The organism is Caballeronia sp. AZ10_KS36 (genome assembly GCF_023631105.1).
Taxonomy (GTDB): domain Bacteria; phylum Pseudomonadota; class Gammaproteobacteria; order Burkholderiales; family Burkholderiaceae; genus Caballeronia.
Genome location: NZ_JALQDQ010000004.1, coordinates 61,377 through 78,985, shown reverse-complemented (window position 1 = coordinate 78,985; position 17,609 = coordinate 61,377). Strand labels below are relative to the sequence as shown.

Sequence of the window (17,609 nt, the reverse complement as noted above, 5' to 3'; positions counted from 1 at the left end):
ACAACGCGGAAGTTGAACCTGCGTCTCGCCGCGTGCGTCGCCGTCTTCGCGATGAATCACGCCCGTGCGTCGCTGGCATTGCGGCGCCCGAGAATCGCCGCATGAAGGCGCGCACATGGAGACTGCACTTAATCGCATGCGTCGCCCTCTTTCCAATGAATCACGCCCACGCCCCACTGACATGGCCCGCGCCTGCGCAGATCGCCGCATGACGACGCGCACGTTCAACTTGCGTCTCGCCACATGCGCCGCCCTCTTCGCAATGAACCAGGCTCACGCGTCGCTGACCGTCACGGACGACACCGGCGCGCCCGTAACGCTCCCTGCGCCCGCGACGCGCGTCGTGAGTCTCGCGCCGCATGTCACCGAGTTGCTGTACGCGGCGGGCGGCGGCGCGCGCATTGTCGGCACGGTGAGCTATAGCGATTATCCGAAGGAAGCGCAGTCGATTCCGCGCGTCGGCGACAACAAGGCGCTCGATCTCGAACGAATCGTCGCGCTGCATCCGGATCTGATCGTCGTATGGCGGCACGGCAATGCGGCGCGTCAGACGGACAAGCTCAAGGCGCTCGGCATCCCGCTCTTCTTCAGCGAGCCGAAGCACCTCGCCGATATTCCCGCAAGCATCGACAAGCTCGGCGCGCTGCTCGGCACGGAAGACACGGCGCGCGCCGCATCGACGGCTGTCACGCGCGATATCGCGGCTCTGCGCGCGCAATACGCGCAACTGCCGCCGGTGCGCGTGTTCTATCAGGTGTGGGACGATCCGCTGATGACGCTCAATCGCGACAACGTGTTCAGCGAAGTGATCGGGCTATGCGGCGGCGTGAACGTGTTCGCTGCCGAAGCGCCGCGCGTGCCGACCGTTTCGACCGAAGCCGTGCTCGCCGCGAACCCCGAAGCGATCGTGACCGCGACGCCCGGCGCGACGAAGCCCGACCGCCCGTTGCCCGCGCTCGACCGGTGGAAGCAGTGGACGTCGCTGACGGCGGTCGCGCGTGGCAATCTGTTCGGCATCGACGGCGATCTGATCAATCGGCCGACGCCGCGTCTGGCGCTAGGGGCGGCGCAGCTTTGTCGTGATTTGGATTTGGCGCGGAAGCGGCGTTAGCAAAGCGCTACGCATTCCACCGCACGAGCCCCCACCCCGTACCGAACCGCCGAAGCTGCACGATCCCACCGAACGCAATCGGCCATTGCAGCACGCTCGCCCGATCCACACGCAGCAAATGCGCCGCGAGCACGCGCACCACGCCCGCATGCGCGACCACATGCACCGCATTCGACGCATTCGCGCACGTCTCATCGAACCATCCCGTCACGCGCTCGCTGAACTGCGCGAGACTCTCGCCGCCGTGCGGACGCGCATGTTCGATATCGGCGGCCCACGCGTCGATGAGCGCGCGGTCGATATCGTTCCACGCGCGACCTTCCCACGCGCCGAAATGCAGTTCGCAGAGCCGCGCGTCGATGCGGGCCGTGCCGAGCGCCTCGGCCAGCAAAGCGCATCGGCGCAAAGGACTCGTGTGCCATCCATCGACGCAAGCGGGAACATCGAGCGAACGCATGCGCGCGTCGATCTCACGCGCCGAAGCGTGCGCATCGCGGGCAAGCGGCACTTCGGTTTGGCCGTAGCAGACGCCTTCATCGACGGCCACAGCCGGGTGACGTATCAATACGAGGTCCATGCGAGCCCGACGAGATAGATCGCGATTTCGAGAATCTGCTGCGCACAGCCGAGGCAGTCGCCCGTATAGCCGCCGATGCGCCGCACGAAGTAACGCCCCGCGACCACGCGCAGCAACGCGAGCACGGCAATCGCGACGCACGCAAACTTCCAGCCGAAGCAAAAGAGCCACGGCAAACCGAAGAGCATCGCGATCGCGAAGGACGTCGCGCTCATGCGCTGCGCGACCGGCTTCGCCTTGCCTTCGGCGCGCACGTAATCGAGCGTGACGAGATAGCTGATCGCGAACGCGCGGCTCGCGGCGTGCGCGGCGATCATCAGGACTACTGCACGAATCGGCGGCAGCGCCGCGAGGCTCTGCCATTTCAGCAAGAGCGCGATGACGAGCGCAATCGCGCCGAATGCGCCGATGCGCGAATCGTGCATGATGCGCAGCACGTCGTCGCGCGTGTAGCCGCCGCCGAAAGCATCGGCGCAATCGGCGAGTCCGTCTTCGTGGAATGCGCCGGTGAGCAAAAGCGTCGCGGCCATCGAAAGCAGCACCGCGATGCCTGCGGGAAAGACGCGCAGCGCAGCAAGATACACGAGCGCCGCGACGCCGCCGACCATCGCGCCGACGAGCGGAAAGTAGCGCGCCGCCGCGTTCAGATAGTCGCGCTCGAAGCCGACCCAACGCGGTACCGGCACGCGCGTGAAATAGCCGAGCGCCGTGAAGAAATAGCGCAGTTCGTCGAGCGGCCGGTTCATGTCAGGCTTGTTTGTTCGAGACGCCCGCCGCATCGAAGCTCGCCATTTCATCGACGAAAGCCACGGCCGCGCGCATGATCGGCAGGGCGAGGGCCGCGCCCGTGCCTTCGCCCAGACGCATCTCGAGTTGCAAGAGCGGCGCGGCGTCCAGATGCGCGAGCATGCGCTGATGCCCCGCTTCGTTCGATGCATGCGCGAACACGCAGTATTCGCGCACGTCCGGCTCGATCCGCGACGCGACGAGCAGCGCGGACGTCGCGATGAAGCCATCGACGAGAATGGTCATGCGCGCTTCTGCCGCCGCGAGATACGCGCCCGTCATCATTGCTATCTCGAAGCCGCCGAACGTGGCAAGCGTGTCGATCGCGTCGCCGCTCGCCGCATGCGACACGAGCGCGCGCCCGAGCACATCGCGTTTATGCGCGAGGCCGCGATCGTCGAGACCCGTGCCGCGGCCGACGCATTCGTCGATAGGCAACGCGCACAAGCGGCTCATCAGGCACGCCGCCGCCGACGTGTTCGCGATGCCCATTTCGCCGAAGCCGATCACGTTCGTCCCGAGCGACGCGTGATGGCGCACACGCGACGCGCCCCGCGCGATGCCTTCGAGCGCCGTCTCGCGCGACATCGCCGCCTCGCGCGCGAAGTTGCGCGTGCCGAGTCCGAGTGACAATCGCTCGTAGCCATGATCGACCGGAATGGGCGTCGCGACGCCCGCATCGACCACTTCGAGCGCCATGCCGACCGAGCGCGACAACGCGTTGATCGCCGCACCGCCCGCCAAAAAATTCGCGACCATCTGCGCCGTCACTTCCTGCGGATACGGACTCACGCCTTCAGCCGCGATGCCGTGATCGCCCGCGAACACGATCATCGCGGGACGCTCGATGCGCGGCTTCGTCGTCTGCTGGATCAGCCCCATTTGCAGCGCGAGCGTTTCGAGCCGGCCGAGACTGCCGGGCGGCTTCGTCTTCATGTCGATGATGCGGCGCATTTCCGGTTCGATGCTGCGGTCGAGCGGGCTAGGCTTGGGCAGCGCGTGGGCAGTGGACATCGGCGTTCCTCGTCAGAAAGGGTGAAGCGAAGGCACGAGCGCCTCGTGCTCGCCATCGCGGATCAGGACCAGCGGATAGCCGAACGCCGCGCTCGCGCGCGCGGGCGTCAGCACGTCGGCGACGGGACCGACATGCGCGCCGCCCCGGCCGTCGAGCAAGAGCGCGTGCGTGGCGAAGCGGCGCGCAAGATTCAGGTCGTGGCACGAAAAGACGATCGCGCGTCCCTCGTCGCGCGCGGCGGCGGCGAGCGCATTCAGGCAATGGATCTGGTGATGCAGGTCCAGATGCGCGAGCGGTTCGTCGAGCAGCAAGAGCGGCGCTTGCTGGCATAGCGCGGCGGCAAGCGCCACGCGCTGCCGTTCGCCGCCGGAGAGCGTGAGCACGTCGCGCGAAGCCAGGTCTGCGAGACCGAGCGCATCGAGCGCGGCATGCGCGGCGGCGCGGTCGTCTTCGCTTTCCCAGCCCCAGCCCGTCAGATACGGAAAGCGGTTGAGCAGCACGGTATCGAGCACGGTTGCGCTGAAGGCGTCGTGCGTGCTTTGCGGCATCAGCGCGCGTTCGCGGGCGAGGTCCGCCGCGCGCCACGACGCGAGCGCGCGGCCGCCGAGCGTGATCGCGCCCGACGCCGGCTTCGCGAGTCCCGCGAGCACGCCGATGAGCGTGGTCTTGCCCGCGCCGTTCGGCCCGGCGATGCACCACACTTCGCCCGCCGCGATGGTCGCGCTAAGGCCATCGACGAGCGTTCGGGCGCCCGCGCGCAAGACGAGGTTATCGACAGAGAGCGGCTTCATCGCGGCCTTCGCAGCAGCATCCACAGGAACATCGGCACGCCGATCAGCGCCGTGACGACGCCCACCGGCAACTGCGCCGGCGCGATGACCGTGCGCGCGGCGAGGTCCGCGCTCATCACGGCGAGGCCGCCCGCGAGCGCGGCGGCGGGCACGAGCATGCGCTGGTCGTTGCCGAACGCGAGCCGCAGCAGATGCGGCACCACGAGCCCGACGAAGCCGATAGTCCCCGCCGTCGTCACCGCTGCCGCCGCCGCGAGCGATGCCACCAGATACACGCGCAGCCGCAGGCGTTCCACCGGCACGCCGAGCGAACGCGCCGTGGCCTCGCCGCGCAACAGCACGTTCAACTGCGGCGCGCACGGCACGATCAACGCGAGCGCCACGCCGAGCGCGATCATCGCGGGCCACGGCGTCGATGCGCCGTTGAGGTCGCCGGTCAGCCAGAAGATCATGCCGCGCAGCCGGTTCTCGGGCGCCACGCTGAGTATCAGCGTGATGAGCGCGCCCCAGCCCGCCGCGACGACGACGCCCGTGAGCAAGAGCCGTGGCGAGGCGTCCTGTTCGCCGTGCCACACGTGCGCGCGCGCAAGTCCGAGCACCAGAACGATGGATGCGAGCGCGCCCGCGCACGCGGCGAGATCCACTCCCCACCACGGCATCGACGCGAGCATCGCGGAAAGCGCGAACGCCGCCGCGCCGCCGGACACGCCGAGCACGTACGGTTCAGCGAGCGGATTGCGCAGCAGCACTTGCAGCAGCGCACCGGCGAGCGCGAGCAGCGCGCCCGATGCGAAGCCCGCGAGCGCGCGCGGCAATCGCAGGTTCAGCACGATTTCATCGGCGATATCGGGCGTGGCCGCGTGCGCGTGCAGCAGCGCGGCGATGGCGCGCGTCGGCGGCAGCGCCACGCTTCCGAGCGCGAGCGACGCCGCCAGCACGCCAAGGGCCGCCGCCGCGAGCGCGAGCCAAATCGCGGCGGCGCGGCCTGCGTGCATCGCCTTCATCGGACGGCGCGCATCAGCGGCGTGGCTCACGACGGATGCCAGCCGATCGTGACGTAAGCGCCGCGACGCGGCGTGTTGTACGAGTAAGCCAGTTCATAGTTGCGGTCGAACAGGTTGTCGATGCGCGCATTCACGTACCACGACTTCGTGATGTCGTACCGAGCCGAAAGATTGACGACGCCGTAGCCCGCGAGCGTCGAATCGTAATCGCTGCGCGCGCCGCTCACGATCCACTCGCCGCCCACGCGCCAGCGCCCGATCGACCGATGCGCCGACAGCGACGCGAAGCGCCGCGCGCGACGCGTCAACTCTTCGTGATTCGTCTCGTCGACGGGATTCTGGAACGTCACGCTCGCGCGCACGTCGGTTGCGCCCACGTGCCCCGCCCACGATCCCTCGACGCCCTGCACCTTCGCGCGCCCCACGTTCTGCGCGGTATAGAAGCCGCTGCTATCGCCCACGTAGTCGATCAGATTCGAATAGCGCGTCTCGAACGCCGTCACACGCACCACGCCGATCTTGTCCGATGCGTACTGCAACGCGGCCTCGGCCGAATGGCTGCGCTCCGGCTGTATCGACGGATTGCCGCTGAACGGATAGTAGAGATCGTCGAAGCTCGGCGCGCGAAACGACGCCGCGTAGCTCGCGCTCGCGCGCCAGTGGGAATCGAAGTTGTACGCGTAGCCCAGATAGTAGCTGTTCGCGCCGCCGAAGTCGGAATACTGGTCGCGGCGCACGTTGGCCTGCACTTCGCTCGGACCGAAGCGGCCGACATAGCCCGCGAACACCGAGTTCACATGCCGGTCGGGCGCGCTGAACTGGTCCGAATCGAGCGACTGGTCGAGATGCTCGTAGCCGAACACGAGCTTGTGCGCCTCGGTGAGCCGGAAGTCGTTCTGCCACAGATACTGATGATTCTCCGAGTCGAAGCGGCTCGTATAGACGCCGTTGTGCTCGATGTTCGCGCGGTCTTGCCCCTGCGCGACGGTGAAGTGCGTCGTCCAGTTGTCGGTGAGCTTGCCGTTCGCGAACACCGACGCCGAACGCACGCGATCATGCGATTCGTTGAGATCGGTCGGCACGCCGTAGGGATCGTCGAAGCTGTTCACGCCGTTCGATTGCAGGAAGCGCACGCCTGCGTCCCACTTGTCGCTGAACTTGTGGCGCAGCGTCGCGGCGACGCTTTCGTTCAGATAACCGTTCGCGTTCGGATTCGCGCCGGGCGCGAGCGCGGGATCGATCGACGAGAAGCCGTCGGTCTTTTCGCGCGACACGTTCAGGCTAAACGTCGTGCGGCCATCGGTATCGAGCGCGCCGTCGACGCCCGCCGACTGGCGCTGCGTGTGATAGCTGCCGTATTCGGCTTCGAAGTGAAAGCGCGGCGGATGTGCTTCGCCCTCCTTCGTGAAAATCTGCACGACGCCGCCGATCGCGTTCGATCCATACAGCGCCGACACATTGCCGTTGACCACTTCGACGCGGCCGGTCTGATCGAGCATCAATTGCGACAACTGCGCCGCGCCCAGAGACACGGATTCGACGCGCACGCCGTCGATCAGCACGAGCGATTGCGTCGAGGACGCGCCGCGTATGAAGACGCCCGAGGTCGCGCCCGGCCCGCCGTTGCGCGTGATCTGCACGCCGGGCGCGAGCGCGATGAGTCCGAGCACATCGTCCGCATTGCTGTCGGCGATGTCTTGCGCGTCGAAGAGCGTCGCCTGCGGGATGGAATCGGCGAGCGGTTGCGCGCTGCGCGTCGCCGTGACGACGACGGGCGCGAGTGTCTGCGACGGAGAATCGGAATCGGCGTGCGCGGCCTGTGCAAGCGGCGCACTCGCGGCGGCGCACATCACGACGCGCGCCGCGCGACGAATGAGGCCGGACGAAGGCAAGACCATGTGTGAAGCGTTCCCGTTGGAGACTGGCGCGTGCCCCGCTCCCCGCGAGGTCTGTGCGCGACGCACGCGCCGTATTGCAAAGCATCGGCGCGCTGGACGATTGGCCGGTATCCGGGCTGGCGACGCATCGTCCCGCCTTCCCGCGCTTCGAAGCGCAGTGGCGCCGACACGTTTCTTGCAGTCGCGTCTCCGATGACAAACGACCACGGAGCAACGAGAAGAAACGCGCGTGGGACGACTTGCAACTTGCGTTGCGGTCGCTTACCGTTGCGGGGGCAGCACAGGTTGGCGAGCCGCGCGAGGCGAGACGACGCTTCCTGTTTCCCGTTTGACTGCGCCGCAAGAAAGGCGGCGCGAGCACCAAAAGTGCGGCAAGTGTAGGAGCGCGCATAAGGGCCGTCAAGAAGGCGCGGGGCGCCTCATCGCGAGGTCCGAGCGACGAGCAAGCGACGAGCGAGCGTCGTCAGCCGCGCATCCGGGTGCGTCACGCGCGGCCATTCCACACATGAATACGCGGCGATGCGCGCAAGATCGCGTGTTGTTACGTCTCGAAACGAGACAATTATCGGAAGCGCCTTTGAACCGCGCTAAAATGCCAGGTCTTTAGAGGACGCAGCACATGCTCAACGAACTCGAATCACTGTCAGGGAACATCGGCCGGCTGATCAAGATCAGCGAGCGCCACAATCAGGCGCGTCTCGCGCTCGAAGCACAAATGGAACAGCTGCGCGCCGATTACGCCAGCGTTCAGGCCGAACTCGCGCAGGTTCGCCAGGAGCGCGACGCGCTGCAAGGCGAACGCGATTCGCTGTCCGCGAAGATCGACGACGCGCAAGTGCGCCTCAACGCGATCCTCGAAAAGCTGCCGCGCGGCAAAGCGCATCATGCCGAGAGCGACAATCAGCTCGATCTTCTGAACGCCGAAGCCAGCGCGTCGCGCGAAGCGCAGCACGAACATGCGCACGCGGAAGAAGTGCACGGCGAGCATCATCAAGGAGAGAAGGCATGACGACCACGCAGATCGAAGTATCCATTCTCGGCCAGCAGTATCGCCTCGCGTGCTCGCCGGAAACCGAAGCCGCGCTGCGCGAAGCCGTGGCCCGCGTCGATGCCGAAATGAACAAGGTCCGCAACGCAAGCAGCGTGCGCGGCACGGACCGCATCGCGGTAATGGCCGCGCTTTCCCTGGCGTCCGAATTGCTCAAGCTGCAGGAAAGCGTGCGCCACGGCGAAGCGTTCCCGGCCGAGGAAATCCGCCGCACCATGCATTCGATGAACGAGCAGCTCGGCGCGGTCATTGCGCAATATGAGGCGCACTGAGCGAAGCGCGCTGACGCTCATGCGCTGATCTAATCAGCGTCGCGATATCCATCAAAAAAAGATACCGCGAGAAACGCAGGCAAGGGCTGCAAGGACCAAACGTTTGGTGTACAGTGAGGTCTCCCTGCCTGGTACGCCAAGGTCATATATTCCTTGAACCAATGCTACATTGGCACGGTTGCGGAACGTTGCAGCACGGGCGCGCGCGTCACTCTGTCTGATGTACCCGAAGTGTTGCTTACCGCGACCAATCTTGAACCCAGGTTCAGGATGCCGGCCTAGCGGCTGAGGCGGGGACCTTATTTACGAAGCACGAACGGCATCGGTTCTTACCGGTGCCGTTTTCATTTGCATCGCCCAAAACCGCACGCACACTCCTTCACGCCGAAATCATGCGCTACTGGCTGATGAAGTCCGAACCGGACGAAGCGAGCATCGATCATCTCGCGCACGCGCCCAAGAAGACGCTGCCGTGGACCGGCGTGCGCAACTATCAGGCGCGCAACTTCATGCGCGACCAGATGCAGATCGGCGACGGCGTGCTCTTCTACCATTCGAGCTGCCCCGAGCCGGGTATCGCGGGAATCGCGAAGGTCTGCTCGACGGCGTATCCCGATCCCACGCAGTTCGATCCCGAAAGCGCCTACTACGATCCCAAATCCAAGCAGGACACGCCGCGCTGGATGCTCGTGGATGTGAGCTTCGTGAAGAAGACGCGGCTCATTGCGCTCGCCGAGCTTCGCGAGCACGCGGAACTCGCCGGCATGCAAGTGCTCGCGCGCGGCAACCGTCTGTCGATCACGCCTGTCACCGAGGACGAGTGGCGCTTTATTACCGAACGCCTCGTCTAGAGCAGGAACTAAGGGCTGGAGGCGGACGCCTAAGTGCGGTCGCGAATCACGCGACGCCTTGCGTTGGAGCCCTTCGATGATGAACAAGAAAACCGCCGCCGCCCTCGCCCTCGCGATGTCGAGCGCCACTCTCGCCTATTCCGCCTCGGCCGCCGCGCAGACGGTCATCGCCAATCCGCAGCCCGCGGGCGTGCTCTCGCTTTCGGCGCAGGCGAGCGCGCAAGTGCCGCAGGATGTCGTCACCATCACGCTCTTTTACGAGCAGGAGGCCGCCGATCCGTCATCGCTCACCGCGACGCTCAATCAGCGCGCCGAAGCCGCACTGCGTGAAGCGAAGGGTGTGGATGGCGTCACCGCGAAGAGCGGCTCGTTCACCGTGTATCCGTCGACCGACCGCGACGGCAAGATTTCCGCATGGCGCGGGCGCACGGAGGTCGTGCTCGAATCGCACGACTTCGCGGCGGCCTCGAAGCTCGCGGGCAAGATGAGTTCGTCGATGCAGGTCGGCAACGTCACGTTCTCGCTGTCGCCGGAAGCGCAGCGCGCCGCGGAGCAGAAGCTCTCGACGCAGGCTATCGATTCGTTCCGCAAGCAGGCGCAAGCCGCTTCGCAGGCGTTCGGCTACAGCAGCTATTCGATTCGCGAGGTGAACGTCGGACATAGCGGCGCGGCGCCTCGCCCGGTGATGATGATGCAGTCGCGCGCCGTGGGCGCCGACGCCAAGATGGCCGCGCCGATGGCGCTCGAAGCCGGCACGACGACCGTGACCGTCGATGTGTCCGGCTCCGTGCAGATGGGCCGCTGATCGAGCGAGGTCAAGCGAACCCAAGCGGGACCGCAAGCGCGGCCCCGCGCGACATCACGCCGCGTTCGCCGCCACGCGACGATGCCGCTTGTAGGCCCACACCATCATGATGACGCCGGCGACGATCATCGGCAGCGAAAGCCACTGGCCCATCGAGAGGCCGAGCGCGAGCAGGCCGAGATAGTCGTCCGGTTCGCGGGCGAATTCCACCGTGAAGCGCGCGAGTCCATAGCCGATCAGAAAGAGCGCGGAGATGGCGCCGACCGGACGCGGCTTGCGCGAGAACGTCCAGATCACGATGAACAACACGATGCCTTCCAGCGCGATCTCATACAACTGCGACGGATGGCGCGGCAGCATGTGAAAACGCTGGAAGATTTCCGTCAGATGCCACTTGGCGTCGAGCTGCGGAGTCTTCGCGAGCCAGATGGCGTCGTCGTTCGTCGAGTTCTGGAACAGCATCGCCCAGGGCGCGGCAGGGTCCGTCACGCGGCCCCATAGTTCGCCGTTGATGAAGTTGCCGAGACGCCCCGCCGCGAGGCCGAGCGGCACCATCGGCGCGACGAAATCGGTCACTTGCAGCCACGTGCGTTTGCGCTGGTACGCGAACAGCACCATCGCGAAGGTCACGCCGAGAAAGCCGCCGTGAAACGACATGCCGCCTTCCCACACCTTGAAGATGTCGAGCGGATGCGCGGCGTAATAGCTCGCCTTGTAGAACAGCACATAGCCGATGCGCCCGCCGAGGATCGTGCCGAGCACACCGTAGAACAGCATGTCGTCGATATCCTTCGCGCTCCAGCCTTGCGCGGCGACATGCGGCAGCCGCAGCCGCAGCCGTCCGATGACGATGGCCGAGATAAACGCGACCAGATACATGAGGCCGTACCAGCGCACGGCGAGCGGTCCGAGATGAATCGCGACGGGATCGAAATTGGGGTGAATGAGCATCGTAGAGTTCTTGAGCCAAGCGAAGTCAGGCACGAATCATAAAGCAGAGACGGCGGCGGCCCGCGCGCGCACGATCTCGATGAAGCCGGCGAGCACCGGGCTCACCTCTGCCGCGCGCCACACGAGGCCGGTTTCGACGACCGGCGCATCCGCCACCGGCCGCAGCGGACGATACACCACGCCCGTGCGCCGCAAATGCCGCAGCGACTGCGGCACGAGCGCGACGCCCATGCCGGCCGACACCAGGCTCACGATGGTCTGCATCTGGATCGCCTCCTGCCCGATGCGCGGCGTGAGTCCCGCCGCGCCGTAGCAGCCCATAATGATGTCATACAAACCCGGCGCGAGACGCCTCGGAAACACGACGAGCGGCGCCGTTGCGAGATCGCGCAAGTCGACGGGCGTGTCGGCCCATTCTGCCGTGCCCTGCTGCAATCGCTCGGCGGCGTCCGCGGACATCGCGACGACGAGCGGCTCGCGGGCGATCGCGAGATACGACAGCGACATCGCGTGGCGCGGCGGCAGCGGCGGAATGACGAGCCCCGCGTCCACGCGCCCGGCGACGAGTTCTTCGATCTGCACGTCGCTCGTCGCTTCGGTCAGTTGCAGCCGCACGCCGGGATAGCGCGCGCCGAAATCGCGCAGCAGCGCGGGCAAGAGGCCGTAGTCCGCAGTGGACACGAACGCGAGCGACAGCACGCCCGCCTCGCCGCGCGAAAGCGACTGCGCGAGCGGACGCAGCGCATCGGCGGCGGCGAGAATGCGCCGCACTTCCGGCAGCAAATCCTTGCCGACCGGCGTCAATTCGACCGTGCGCTTGGTGCGCGCAAAGAGCGCGACGCCGAGCGCGTCTTCGAGCGCGCGAATGGCCTGCGAAAGCGGCGGCTGCGTCATCGCAAGACGCGCGGCGGCGCGGCCGAAATGCATCTCTTCCGCCACGGTCACGAAGTAGCGCAGCAAACGCAACTCGATCGGCGCGTTTCGCTCGTCCATCGATATCTTCTCCGACCTAATAGACCCTGAATAATATATTGGACAGATACAAGCCGACGCTGCATTCTTGCGCCACTAGACAAAAGAATCTTCAAGGAGCCCCAACATGGCCTTCAATCGCCGCTCGAAAAACGTGACGCAGGGCGTCGCGCGTTCGCCCAATCGTTCGATGTACTACGCCCTCGGCTACAAGGAAGAGGATTTCGACAATCCGATGATCGGCGTCGCCAACGGCCATTCGACGATCACGCCGTGCAACGCCGGCCTGCAGCGCCTCGCCGACGCCGCCATCGCGGCGATCAAGCAGTCGAACGCGAATCCGCAGGTGTTCGGCACGCCGACGATCTCGGACGGTATGTCGATGGGCACCGAAGGCATGAAGTACTCGCTGGTGTCGCGCGAGGTGATCGCGGACTGTATCGAGACGGCCGTGCAGGGCCAGTGGATGGACGGCGTCGTGGTGATCGGCGGCTGCGACAAGAACATGCCGGGCGGCATGATCGGTCTCGCGCGCATGAACGTGCCGGGCATCTATGTGTACGGCGGCACCATTCGTCCGGGCAACTGGAAGGGCAAGGACCTGACCATCGTGTCGTCGTTCGAGGCGGTCGGCGAGTTCACGGCGGGCCGCATGTCGGAAGAAGACTTCAAGGGCGTCGAGAAGAACGCGTGCCCGTCCACCGGCTCCTGCGGCGGCATGTACACGGCCAACACCATGAGCTCGTCGTTCGAGGCGCTCGGCATGTCGCTCCTGTATTCGTCGACGATGGCGAATCCCGACGACGAGAAAGTGGACTCCGCCGCCGAATCGGCGCGCGTGCTCGTCGAAGCCGTGAAGAAGGACCTGAAGCCGCGCGACATCATCACGAAGAAGTCGATCGAGAATGCGGTCGCGCTGATCATGGCGACGGGCGGCTCGACCAACGCCGTGCTGCATTACCTCGCCATCGCGCACGCGGCGGAAGTGGAATGGAGCATCGACGACTTCGAGCGCATGCGCAAGAAAGTGCCGGTCATCTGCGATCTGAAGCCCTCGGGCCAGTATGTCGCGACGGACCTGCACAAGGCCGGCGGCATCCCGCAAGTGATGAAGATCCTGCTCGACGCGGGTCTCATGCACGGCGACTGCATCACGATCACGGGCCGCACGCTCGCCGAAGAACTGAAGGACGTGCCGAGCAAGCCGCGCGCGGATCAGAAGGTCATCTATCCGATCGAGCAGGCGCTCTATAAGGAAGGCCACCTCGCCATTCTGCGCGGCAATCTCGCGGAAGACGGCGCGGTCGCGAAGATCACGGGTCTCAAGAACCCGGTGATCACCGGCCCGGCGCGCGTGTTCGACGACGAGCAAACCGCGATGGAAGCGATTCTCGCCGACAAGATCAAGGCAGGCGACGTGGTCGTGCTGCGCTATCTCGGCCCGCAGGGCGGCCCGGGCATGCCGGAGATGCTGGCGCCGACGTCGGCGATCATCGGCAAGGGGCTGGGCGAATCGGTCGGGCTCATCACCGACGGGCGTTTCTCCGGCGGCACGTGGGGCATGGTGGTCGGCCACGTCGCGCCCGAAGCGTACGCGGGCGGCACGATCGGGCTGGTGCAGGAAGGCGATTCCATCACCATCGACGCGCACAAGCTGCTGCTTCAACTGAACGTGGACGACGCGGAAATCGCGCGCCGCCGCGCCGCGTGGAAGAAGCCCGCGCCGAAGTACACGCGCGGCGTGCTGGCGAAATTCGCGGCGCTGGCGCTGCCGGCAAATCGCGGAGCGGTGACGGGCTGAAGCTGATCGACAGTCTTCGCTGATCAAAGCAAAAGGGGCGCTCGATGCGCCCCTTTCGCATTCCCGGCAACGCGAGACTCAACCGCCCCGCTGCCGCTGCAACTCTTCCTCGACCGCCACGGCCACCCACTCGCGCATCTTGCTTTCGAGCGCGAGCGACACTTCGCGCGTGATCTCCTGCACCATCTTCGCCGAATGCTCGCGCAGCACGTCCTGGCAACGCGCCTCGATGATCGCGCGTGCATCGCCGCTCAGAAACTGCGTGACACGGCCTTGCAGCCGCTCGCCGACACGTTGCGCCTCGTAAGCGGCCGCCGCGTCGTTGACGCCCGCGGCGCGCGCGAATTCCGGCTTGCCGGGCACGACGACATCGGTGAGAACGGGAATGGACGAATCGAACGATTCGGGCGTGTGCGTGTTGTCGGTCATGATGTCGGATGGTCTCTCAGTGGTCTCCACGCGCCGATGCTAACGCGGCGCGGGGCTTGCGCACTGTTCGCTCAACCGCCTTGCTTGTGCGTTTCGATGGCGTAGCCGCGATCGCGATAGAAGCGAAAGCGCTCGCGCCCTGCCGCGAGCTCTGCGGCGTCGTCGCCGATGATTTCCACCAGACGCTCGAAGCGCGCGAACTGCGCGGGCACCGGCGCGCCCAGATTCACGAGCACCTGATGATGCGGCACGTCGTCGAGATCGGCGGCGAGCACGACCGGCGTTTCCTGCGCGAGCGCGCTCTTCGCCATGCAGTGCGGCACGAACTCGAGCGGCGCGAAGGTCCACAACTGTTCGTCGAACGCGGCGAGGCGCGCAGGTTCCGCGAGCACGACGAGCGAGCGCCCGCTCGCATACGCCTTGCGCGCGAGGCGGCAGGCATAGGCGAGCGGATCGCCGACGTTCGTGTGAAAGTCGATGCGCGTCATGGCGCGATCACTGCCCCGCGCGGTCGATCAGGAACTGCGAGAGGAGCGGCACCGGACGGCCCGTCGCGCCCTTCGCCGCCCCGCTCTTCCACGCGGTCCCGGCGATATCCAGATGCGCCCACGGGTAGTTCTGCGCGAAGCGCGACAGGAAGCACGCCGCCGTCACGCTGCCCGCCGGACGCCCGCCGATGTTCGCGACATCCGCGAAGTTCGACTTGAGCTGATCCTGATACTCCTCGTCGAGCGGCAGACGCCACGCCGGATCGACCGCCTCGCGCGATGCGTCGAGCAGTTCGCCCGCGAGCGCGTCGTCTTTCGAGAAAAGACCTGTGTTGTGATGGCCGAGCGCGATGATGCACGCGCCGGTCAGCGTGGCGATGTCGACGACCGCAGCCGGCTTGAAGCGCTCCGCGTAGGTGAGCGCGTCGCACAGAATGAGGCGGCCTTCGGCGTCCGTGTTCAGCACTTCGATGGTCGTGCCGTTCATTGCGGTGACGATGTCGCCCGGTTTCAGCGCGTTGCCCGCGGGCATGTTCTCGCACGTCGGCACGATGCCGATCACGTTCAGCTTCAAACCCATTTCCGCGACCGCGCGCAGGGTGCCGAACACCGAGCCCGCGCCGCACATGTCGTACTTCATCTCGTCCATCGCCTCGCCGGGCTTGATCGAGATGCCGCCCGAATCGAACGTGATGCCCTTGCCCACGAGCACGATCGGCGCGTTCTTGTTCTTGCCCTTGCCGGATTCGCCCGAAGCCGCGCCCGCGCCCTGATACTGCATGACGATGAACTGCGGCGGCTGCACCGAACCCTTCGCCACGGAAAGGAACGAGCCCATGTTGAGCGCCTCGATCTGCTTGAGGCCGAGCACGTCTACTTTCAGCTTCCAGTCGCGGCCGAGTTGCTTCGCCGTCTGGCCGAGATAGGTCGGCGTGCAGACGTTCGGCGGCAGATTACCGAGATCGCGCGTCAGGTCCATGCCGTTCGCGATCGCGACGCTCTGCTTGATCGCCGTGCGGCCGGCTTTCTCGTCCGCCGGGTCGATGCTGAAGACGATCTTCTTCAGCGAGCGCGCGCCGTTTTCGGGCTTGCTCTTCATCTGCGTGAACTTGTAGGTAAGCTCGCGCAACGCGAGGATGGCGGCGCGCACCGCCCAGTCGCCGCTGCGCTCTTGAATGGGCAGTTGCGCGAGCGTGAACGTGACTTGCGCGATCTTCGTGCCGAGAATGACGCGCCACGCCGCGCGCACCGCTTCGCCATACGCTTTCTGATTGAAGGCGTCCTGCTTGCCGAGGCCGACGAGCAGCACGCGCGCCGCGCCGATGCCCGTGACTTCCGGCACGAGCAGCGTGGTGCCTGCGCGGCCGTTCATGTCGCCCGCCTTCACGATGCGCGAAATCAAGCCCTTCGTCGCGAGATCCAAGGCGAGGGCCGCGCCCGAGAGCGTCTGTGCTTCGAAGACGCCGAGCACCACGACATCGGCCTTTCCGGTGAGGAAACCATTTGACTCGCCTTTGCTCCAATCACAGGCTTTTATGCTAAAGTCCATCGCGCTTATCCTCGGTAAAATCCAGGCTGAAGGATGAAAGCCGCAATTATCCGCTATTTTTACCGCGGCGGTCACAGGCTCGCGGCGCCGGGGAACGAAGCTGCATTTCCCGGGTCAGTCAACGCGTAGCCGCATCGCCGCCGGCCTCAAGCAGAAATCAATGATCTTCGAACGCTCCCTGCAGCGCGAACTCGCGTATACGGCCGGCGCCGTATTCATGGTGCTGCTCACGATCATGCTCACGACGATGATGATCCGCATCGTCGGCTTCGCGGCGCAAGGTCAGGTCGACCCGCGCGATGTCGTCGTGCTGATCGGCCTCACCGTCATCGGCTATCTCGCCGTCATGCTGATCGTGACGCTCTTCGTCTCGATTCTTTTCGTGCTCACGCGCTGGTATCGCGATTCGGAGATGGTGGTGTGGCTCGCCTCGGGCGTGAGCCACACGCAGCTGATCAAGCCGATCGCCGTGTTCTCCACGCCGATCATCATTCTCATCATCTTCTTCGCGTTCATCGGCTGGCCGTGGTCGAACCAGCAAAGCAAGCTGATCAAGGCCCGCTTTCAGCAGCGCGATGAAGTGTCGCTGCTCGCGCCCGGCCAGTTCCGCGAATCGCCGTCGAGCCACCGCGTGTTCTTCATCGAGAAGATGTCGCCGGATCAGGGGCACGTGGAGAACGTATTCGTCACGAGCACCGAAGGCGGCAAGGTCAACGTGATCGTGTCGAAGAACGGCCACACGGAAACGCGCGCGGACGGCGACCGCTTCATCGTGCTGGAAGACGGGCGGCGCTACGACGGCACGCCCGGCCAGCCGAACTTCCGCATCATGGAGTTCGCGCGGTATGGCGTGAAGATCATGAGCCATCAGGTGGTCAATACGCCGACCACGACCGGCATCTCCACGCCCAATCTGCTCGCCAATCCGACCAAGGAAAACCTCGCGGAATTCGCCTGGCGCATGGGCCTGCCGCTCATCGCCATCAACCTGATGCTGCTTGCCATTCCGCTGTCTTATCAGAACCCGCGCCGCAGCCGGACCATCAATCTCGTGATGGCCGTGCTGATCTATCTCACGTACTCGAACCTGCTGAACGTGGTGCAGTCGTGGATCGAACAGGGCAAGCTGTCGTTCGGCGTCGGCATCGTCGGACTGCATGTGCTGGTGCTCGCGCTCGTCGCGTTCATCTTCTGGCTGCGCGTGCGCAACCGGCCCCTCTTCACGCGAGCGAGCTTCACGCGCTCGAAGGGAGCCTGAGCC

General features: G+C 65.7%; 18 protein-coding genes, 1 other RNA gene and 1 riboswitch. Of the genes, 8 read left to right on the top strand and 11 right to left on the bottom strand.

What is annotated here, in order from left to right; genetic code table 11:
• Window positions 1–208: 208 nt before the first annotated feature.
• Window positions 209–1,111: a cobalamin-binding protein gene (locus NCR35_RS04485; RefSeq protein ID WP_502801645.1), complete on the top strand. Its 903-nt coding sequence runs from the start codon at window positions 209–211 to the stop codon at window positions 1,109–1,111.
• Between the two features lie 7 nt (window positions 1,112–1,118).
• Here the strand turns inward: NCR35_RS04485 and NCR35_RS04480 are convergent, their stop codons facing one another.
• Genes NCR35_RS04480 through NCR35_RS04455 form a run of 6 tightly spaced genes read right to left on the bottom strand, consistent with a single transcriptional unit; the run spans window position 1,119 to window position 7,182 of the window.
• Window positions 1,119–1,688, bottom strand: coding sequence for a histidine phosphatase family protein (locus NCR35_RS04480; RefSeq protein ID WP_250533294.1), 570 nt, complete (start codon window positions 1,686–1,688; stop codon window positions 1,119–1,121).
• Window positions 1,673–2,434 (bottom strand): adenosylcobinamide-GDP ribazoletransferase, encoded by a 762-nt coding sequence (locus NCR35_RS04475; protein ID WP_250533293.1) that lies wholly within the window; start codon window positions 2,432–2,434, stop codon window positions 1,673–1,675. Before NCR35_RS04475 ends, NCR35_RS04480 begins: the two co-directional genes overlap by 16 nt.
• Window position 2,435: 1 nt before the next feature.
• Window positions 2,436–3,488: a nicotinate-nucleotide--dimethylbenzimidazole phosphoribosyltransferase gene (gene cobT / locus NCR35_RS04470; protein ID WP_250533292.1), complete on the bottom strand. Its 1,053-nt coding sequence runs from the start codon at window positions 3,486–3,488 to the stop codon at window positions 2,436–2,438.
• 12 nt (window positions 3,489–3,500) lie between these two features.
• On the bottom strand, window positions 3,501–4,280 hold the full coding sequence (locus NCR35_RS04465; RefSeq protein WP_250533291.1) for an ABC transporter ATP-binding protein: 780 nt from the start codon (window positions 4,278–4,280) through the stop codon (window positions 3,501–3,503).
• Window positions 4,277–5,275: a FecCD family ABC transporter permease gene (locus NCR35_RS04460; RefSeq protein ID WP_502801647.1), complete on the bottom strand. Its 999-nt coding sequence runs from the start codon at window positions 5,273–5,275 to the stop codon at window positions 4,277–4,279. The genes NCR35_RS04465 and NCR35_RS04460 overlap by 4 nt, the downstream gene beginning before the upstream one ends.
• A gap of 35 nt (window positions 5,276–5,310) precedes the next feature.
• Window positions 5,311–7,182 carry a TonB-dependent receptor domain-containing protein gene (locus tag NCR35_RS04455; RefSeq protein ID WP_502801644.1) on the bottom strand — a complete coding sequence of 624 codons (1,872 nt, stop codon included), beginning with the start codon at window positions 7,180–7,182 and terminating at the stop codon, window positions 5,311–5,313.
• An 85-nt stretch (window positions 7,183–7,267) separates the two neighbouring features.
• Window positions 7,268–7,562, bottom strand: a riboswitch (cobalamin riboswitch).
• 239 nt (window positions 7,563–7,801) lie between these two features.
• On the opposite strand from NCR35_RS04455, the gene NCR35_RS04450 reads away from it, so the two are divergent.
• The 5 genes from NCR35_RS04450 (at window position 7,802) to NCR35_RS04430 (ending at window position 10,158) form a co-directional block, all read left to right on the top strand.
• A complete protein-coding gene (locus NCR35_RS04450) occupies window positions 7,802–8,191 on the top strand; it encodes an ATPase (protein WP_244848075.1) in 390 nt (129 codons plus the stop codon).
• Window positions 8,188–8,502 (top strand): cell division protein ZapA, encoded by a 315-nt coding sequence (locus NCR35_RS04445; RefSeq protein ID WP_175939686.1) that lies wholly within the window; start codon window positions 8,188–8,190, stop codon window positions 8,500–8,502. Before NCR35_RS04450 ends, NCR35_RS04445 begins: the two co-directional genes overlap by 4 nt.
• 118 nt (window positions 8,503–8,620) lie before the next feature.
• Window positions 8,621–8,803, top strand: a non-coding RNA gene (gene ssrS / locus NCR35_RS04440) — 6S RNA.
• A gap of 91 nt (window positions 8,804–8,894) precedes the next feature.
• On the top strand, window positions 8,895–9,353 hold the full coding sequence (locus NCR35_RS04435) for an EVE domain-containing protein (protein WP_250533290.1): 459 nt from the start codon (window positions 8,895–8,897) through the stop codon (window positions 9,351–9,353).
• Window positions 9,354–9,432: 79 nt separating this feature from the next.
• Window positions 9,433–10,158 carry an SIMPL domain-containing protein gene (locus NCR35_RS04430; protein WP_250533321.1) on the top strand — a complete coding sequence of 242 codons (726 nt, stop codon included), beginning with the start codon at window positions 9,433–9,435 and terminating at the stop codon, window positions 10,156–10,158.
• A 54-nt stretch (window positions 10,159–10,212) separates the two neighbouring features.
• Here the strand turns inward: NCR35_RS04430 and lgt are convergent, their stop codons facing one another.
• Together lgt and NCR35_RS04420 are read right to left on the bottom strand one after the other, a co-directional pair.
• Complete coding sequence (lgt, locus tag NCR35_RS04425; RefSeq protein ID WP_250533289.1) at window positions 10,213–11,109, bottom strand: prolipoprotein diacylglyceryl transferase; 897 nt, start codon at window positions 11,107–11,109, stop codon at window positions 10,213–10,215.
• A gap of 36 nt (window positions 11,110–11,145) precedes the next feature.
• A complete protein-coding gene (locus NCR35_RS04420) occupies window positions 11,146–12,102 on the bottom strand; it encodes a LysR family transcriptional regulator (RefSeq protein WP_250533288.1) in 957 nt (318 codons plus the stop codon).
• Between the two features lie 106 nt (window positions 12,103–12,208).
• On the opposite strand from NCR35_RS04420, the gene ilvD reads away from it, so the two are divergent.
• The gene (gene ilvD / locus NCR35_RS04415; protein WP_206467720.1) at window positions 12,209–13,882 is read left to right on the top strand and encodes a dihydroxy-acid dehydratase; all 1,674 of its coding nucleotides are present in this window, start codon (window positions 12,209–12,211) and stop codon (window positions 13,880–13,882) included.
• Window positions 13,883–13,960: 78 nt separating this feature from the next.
• On the opposite strand, the gene NCR35_RS04410 is transcribed toward ilvD, so the two are convergent.
• The 3 genes from NCR35_RS04410 to NCR35_RS04400 all read right to left on the bottom strand — a co-directional run bounded on the left by NCR35_RS04410 (window position 13,961) and on the right by NCR35_RS04400 (window position 16,348).
• Complete coding sequence (locus NCR35_RS04410; RefSeq protein ID WP_175939681.1) at window positions 13,961–14,311, bottom strand: DUF2486 family protein; 351 nt, start codon at window positions 14,309–14,311, stop codon at window positions 13,961–13,963.
• Between the two features lie 71 nt (window positions 14,312–14,382).
• Window positions 14,383–14,799 (bottom strand): DNA polymerase III subunit chi, encoded by a 417-nt coding sequence (locus tag NCR35_RS04405; RefSeq protein ID WP_250533287.1) that lies wholly within the window; start codon window positions 14,797–14,799, stop codon window positions 14,383–14,385.
• A 7-nt stretch (window positions 14,800–14,806) separates the two neighbouring features.
• Window positions 14,807–16,348, bottom strand: a complete 1,542-nt coding sequence (locus NCR35_RS04400) for a leucyl aminopeptidase (protein WP_250533286.1) — start codon at window positions 16,346–16,348, stop codon at window positions 14,807–14,809.
• 160 nt (window positions 16,349–16,508) lie between these two features.
• Between NCR35_RS04400 and lptF the strand changes: the two genes are divergently transcribed.
• A complete protein-coding gene (gene lptF / locus NCR35_RS04395; RefSeq protein WP_250533277.1) occupies window positions 16,509–17,606 on the top strand; it encodes an LPS export ABC transporter permease LptF in 1,098 nt (365 codons plus the stop codon).
• Window positions 17,607–17,609: the final 3 nt, after the last annotated feature.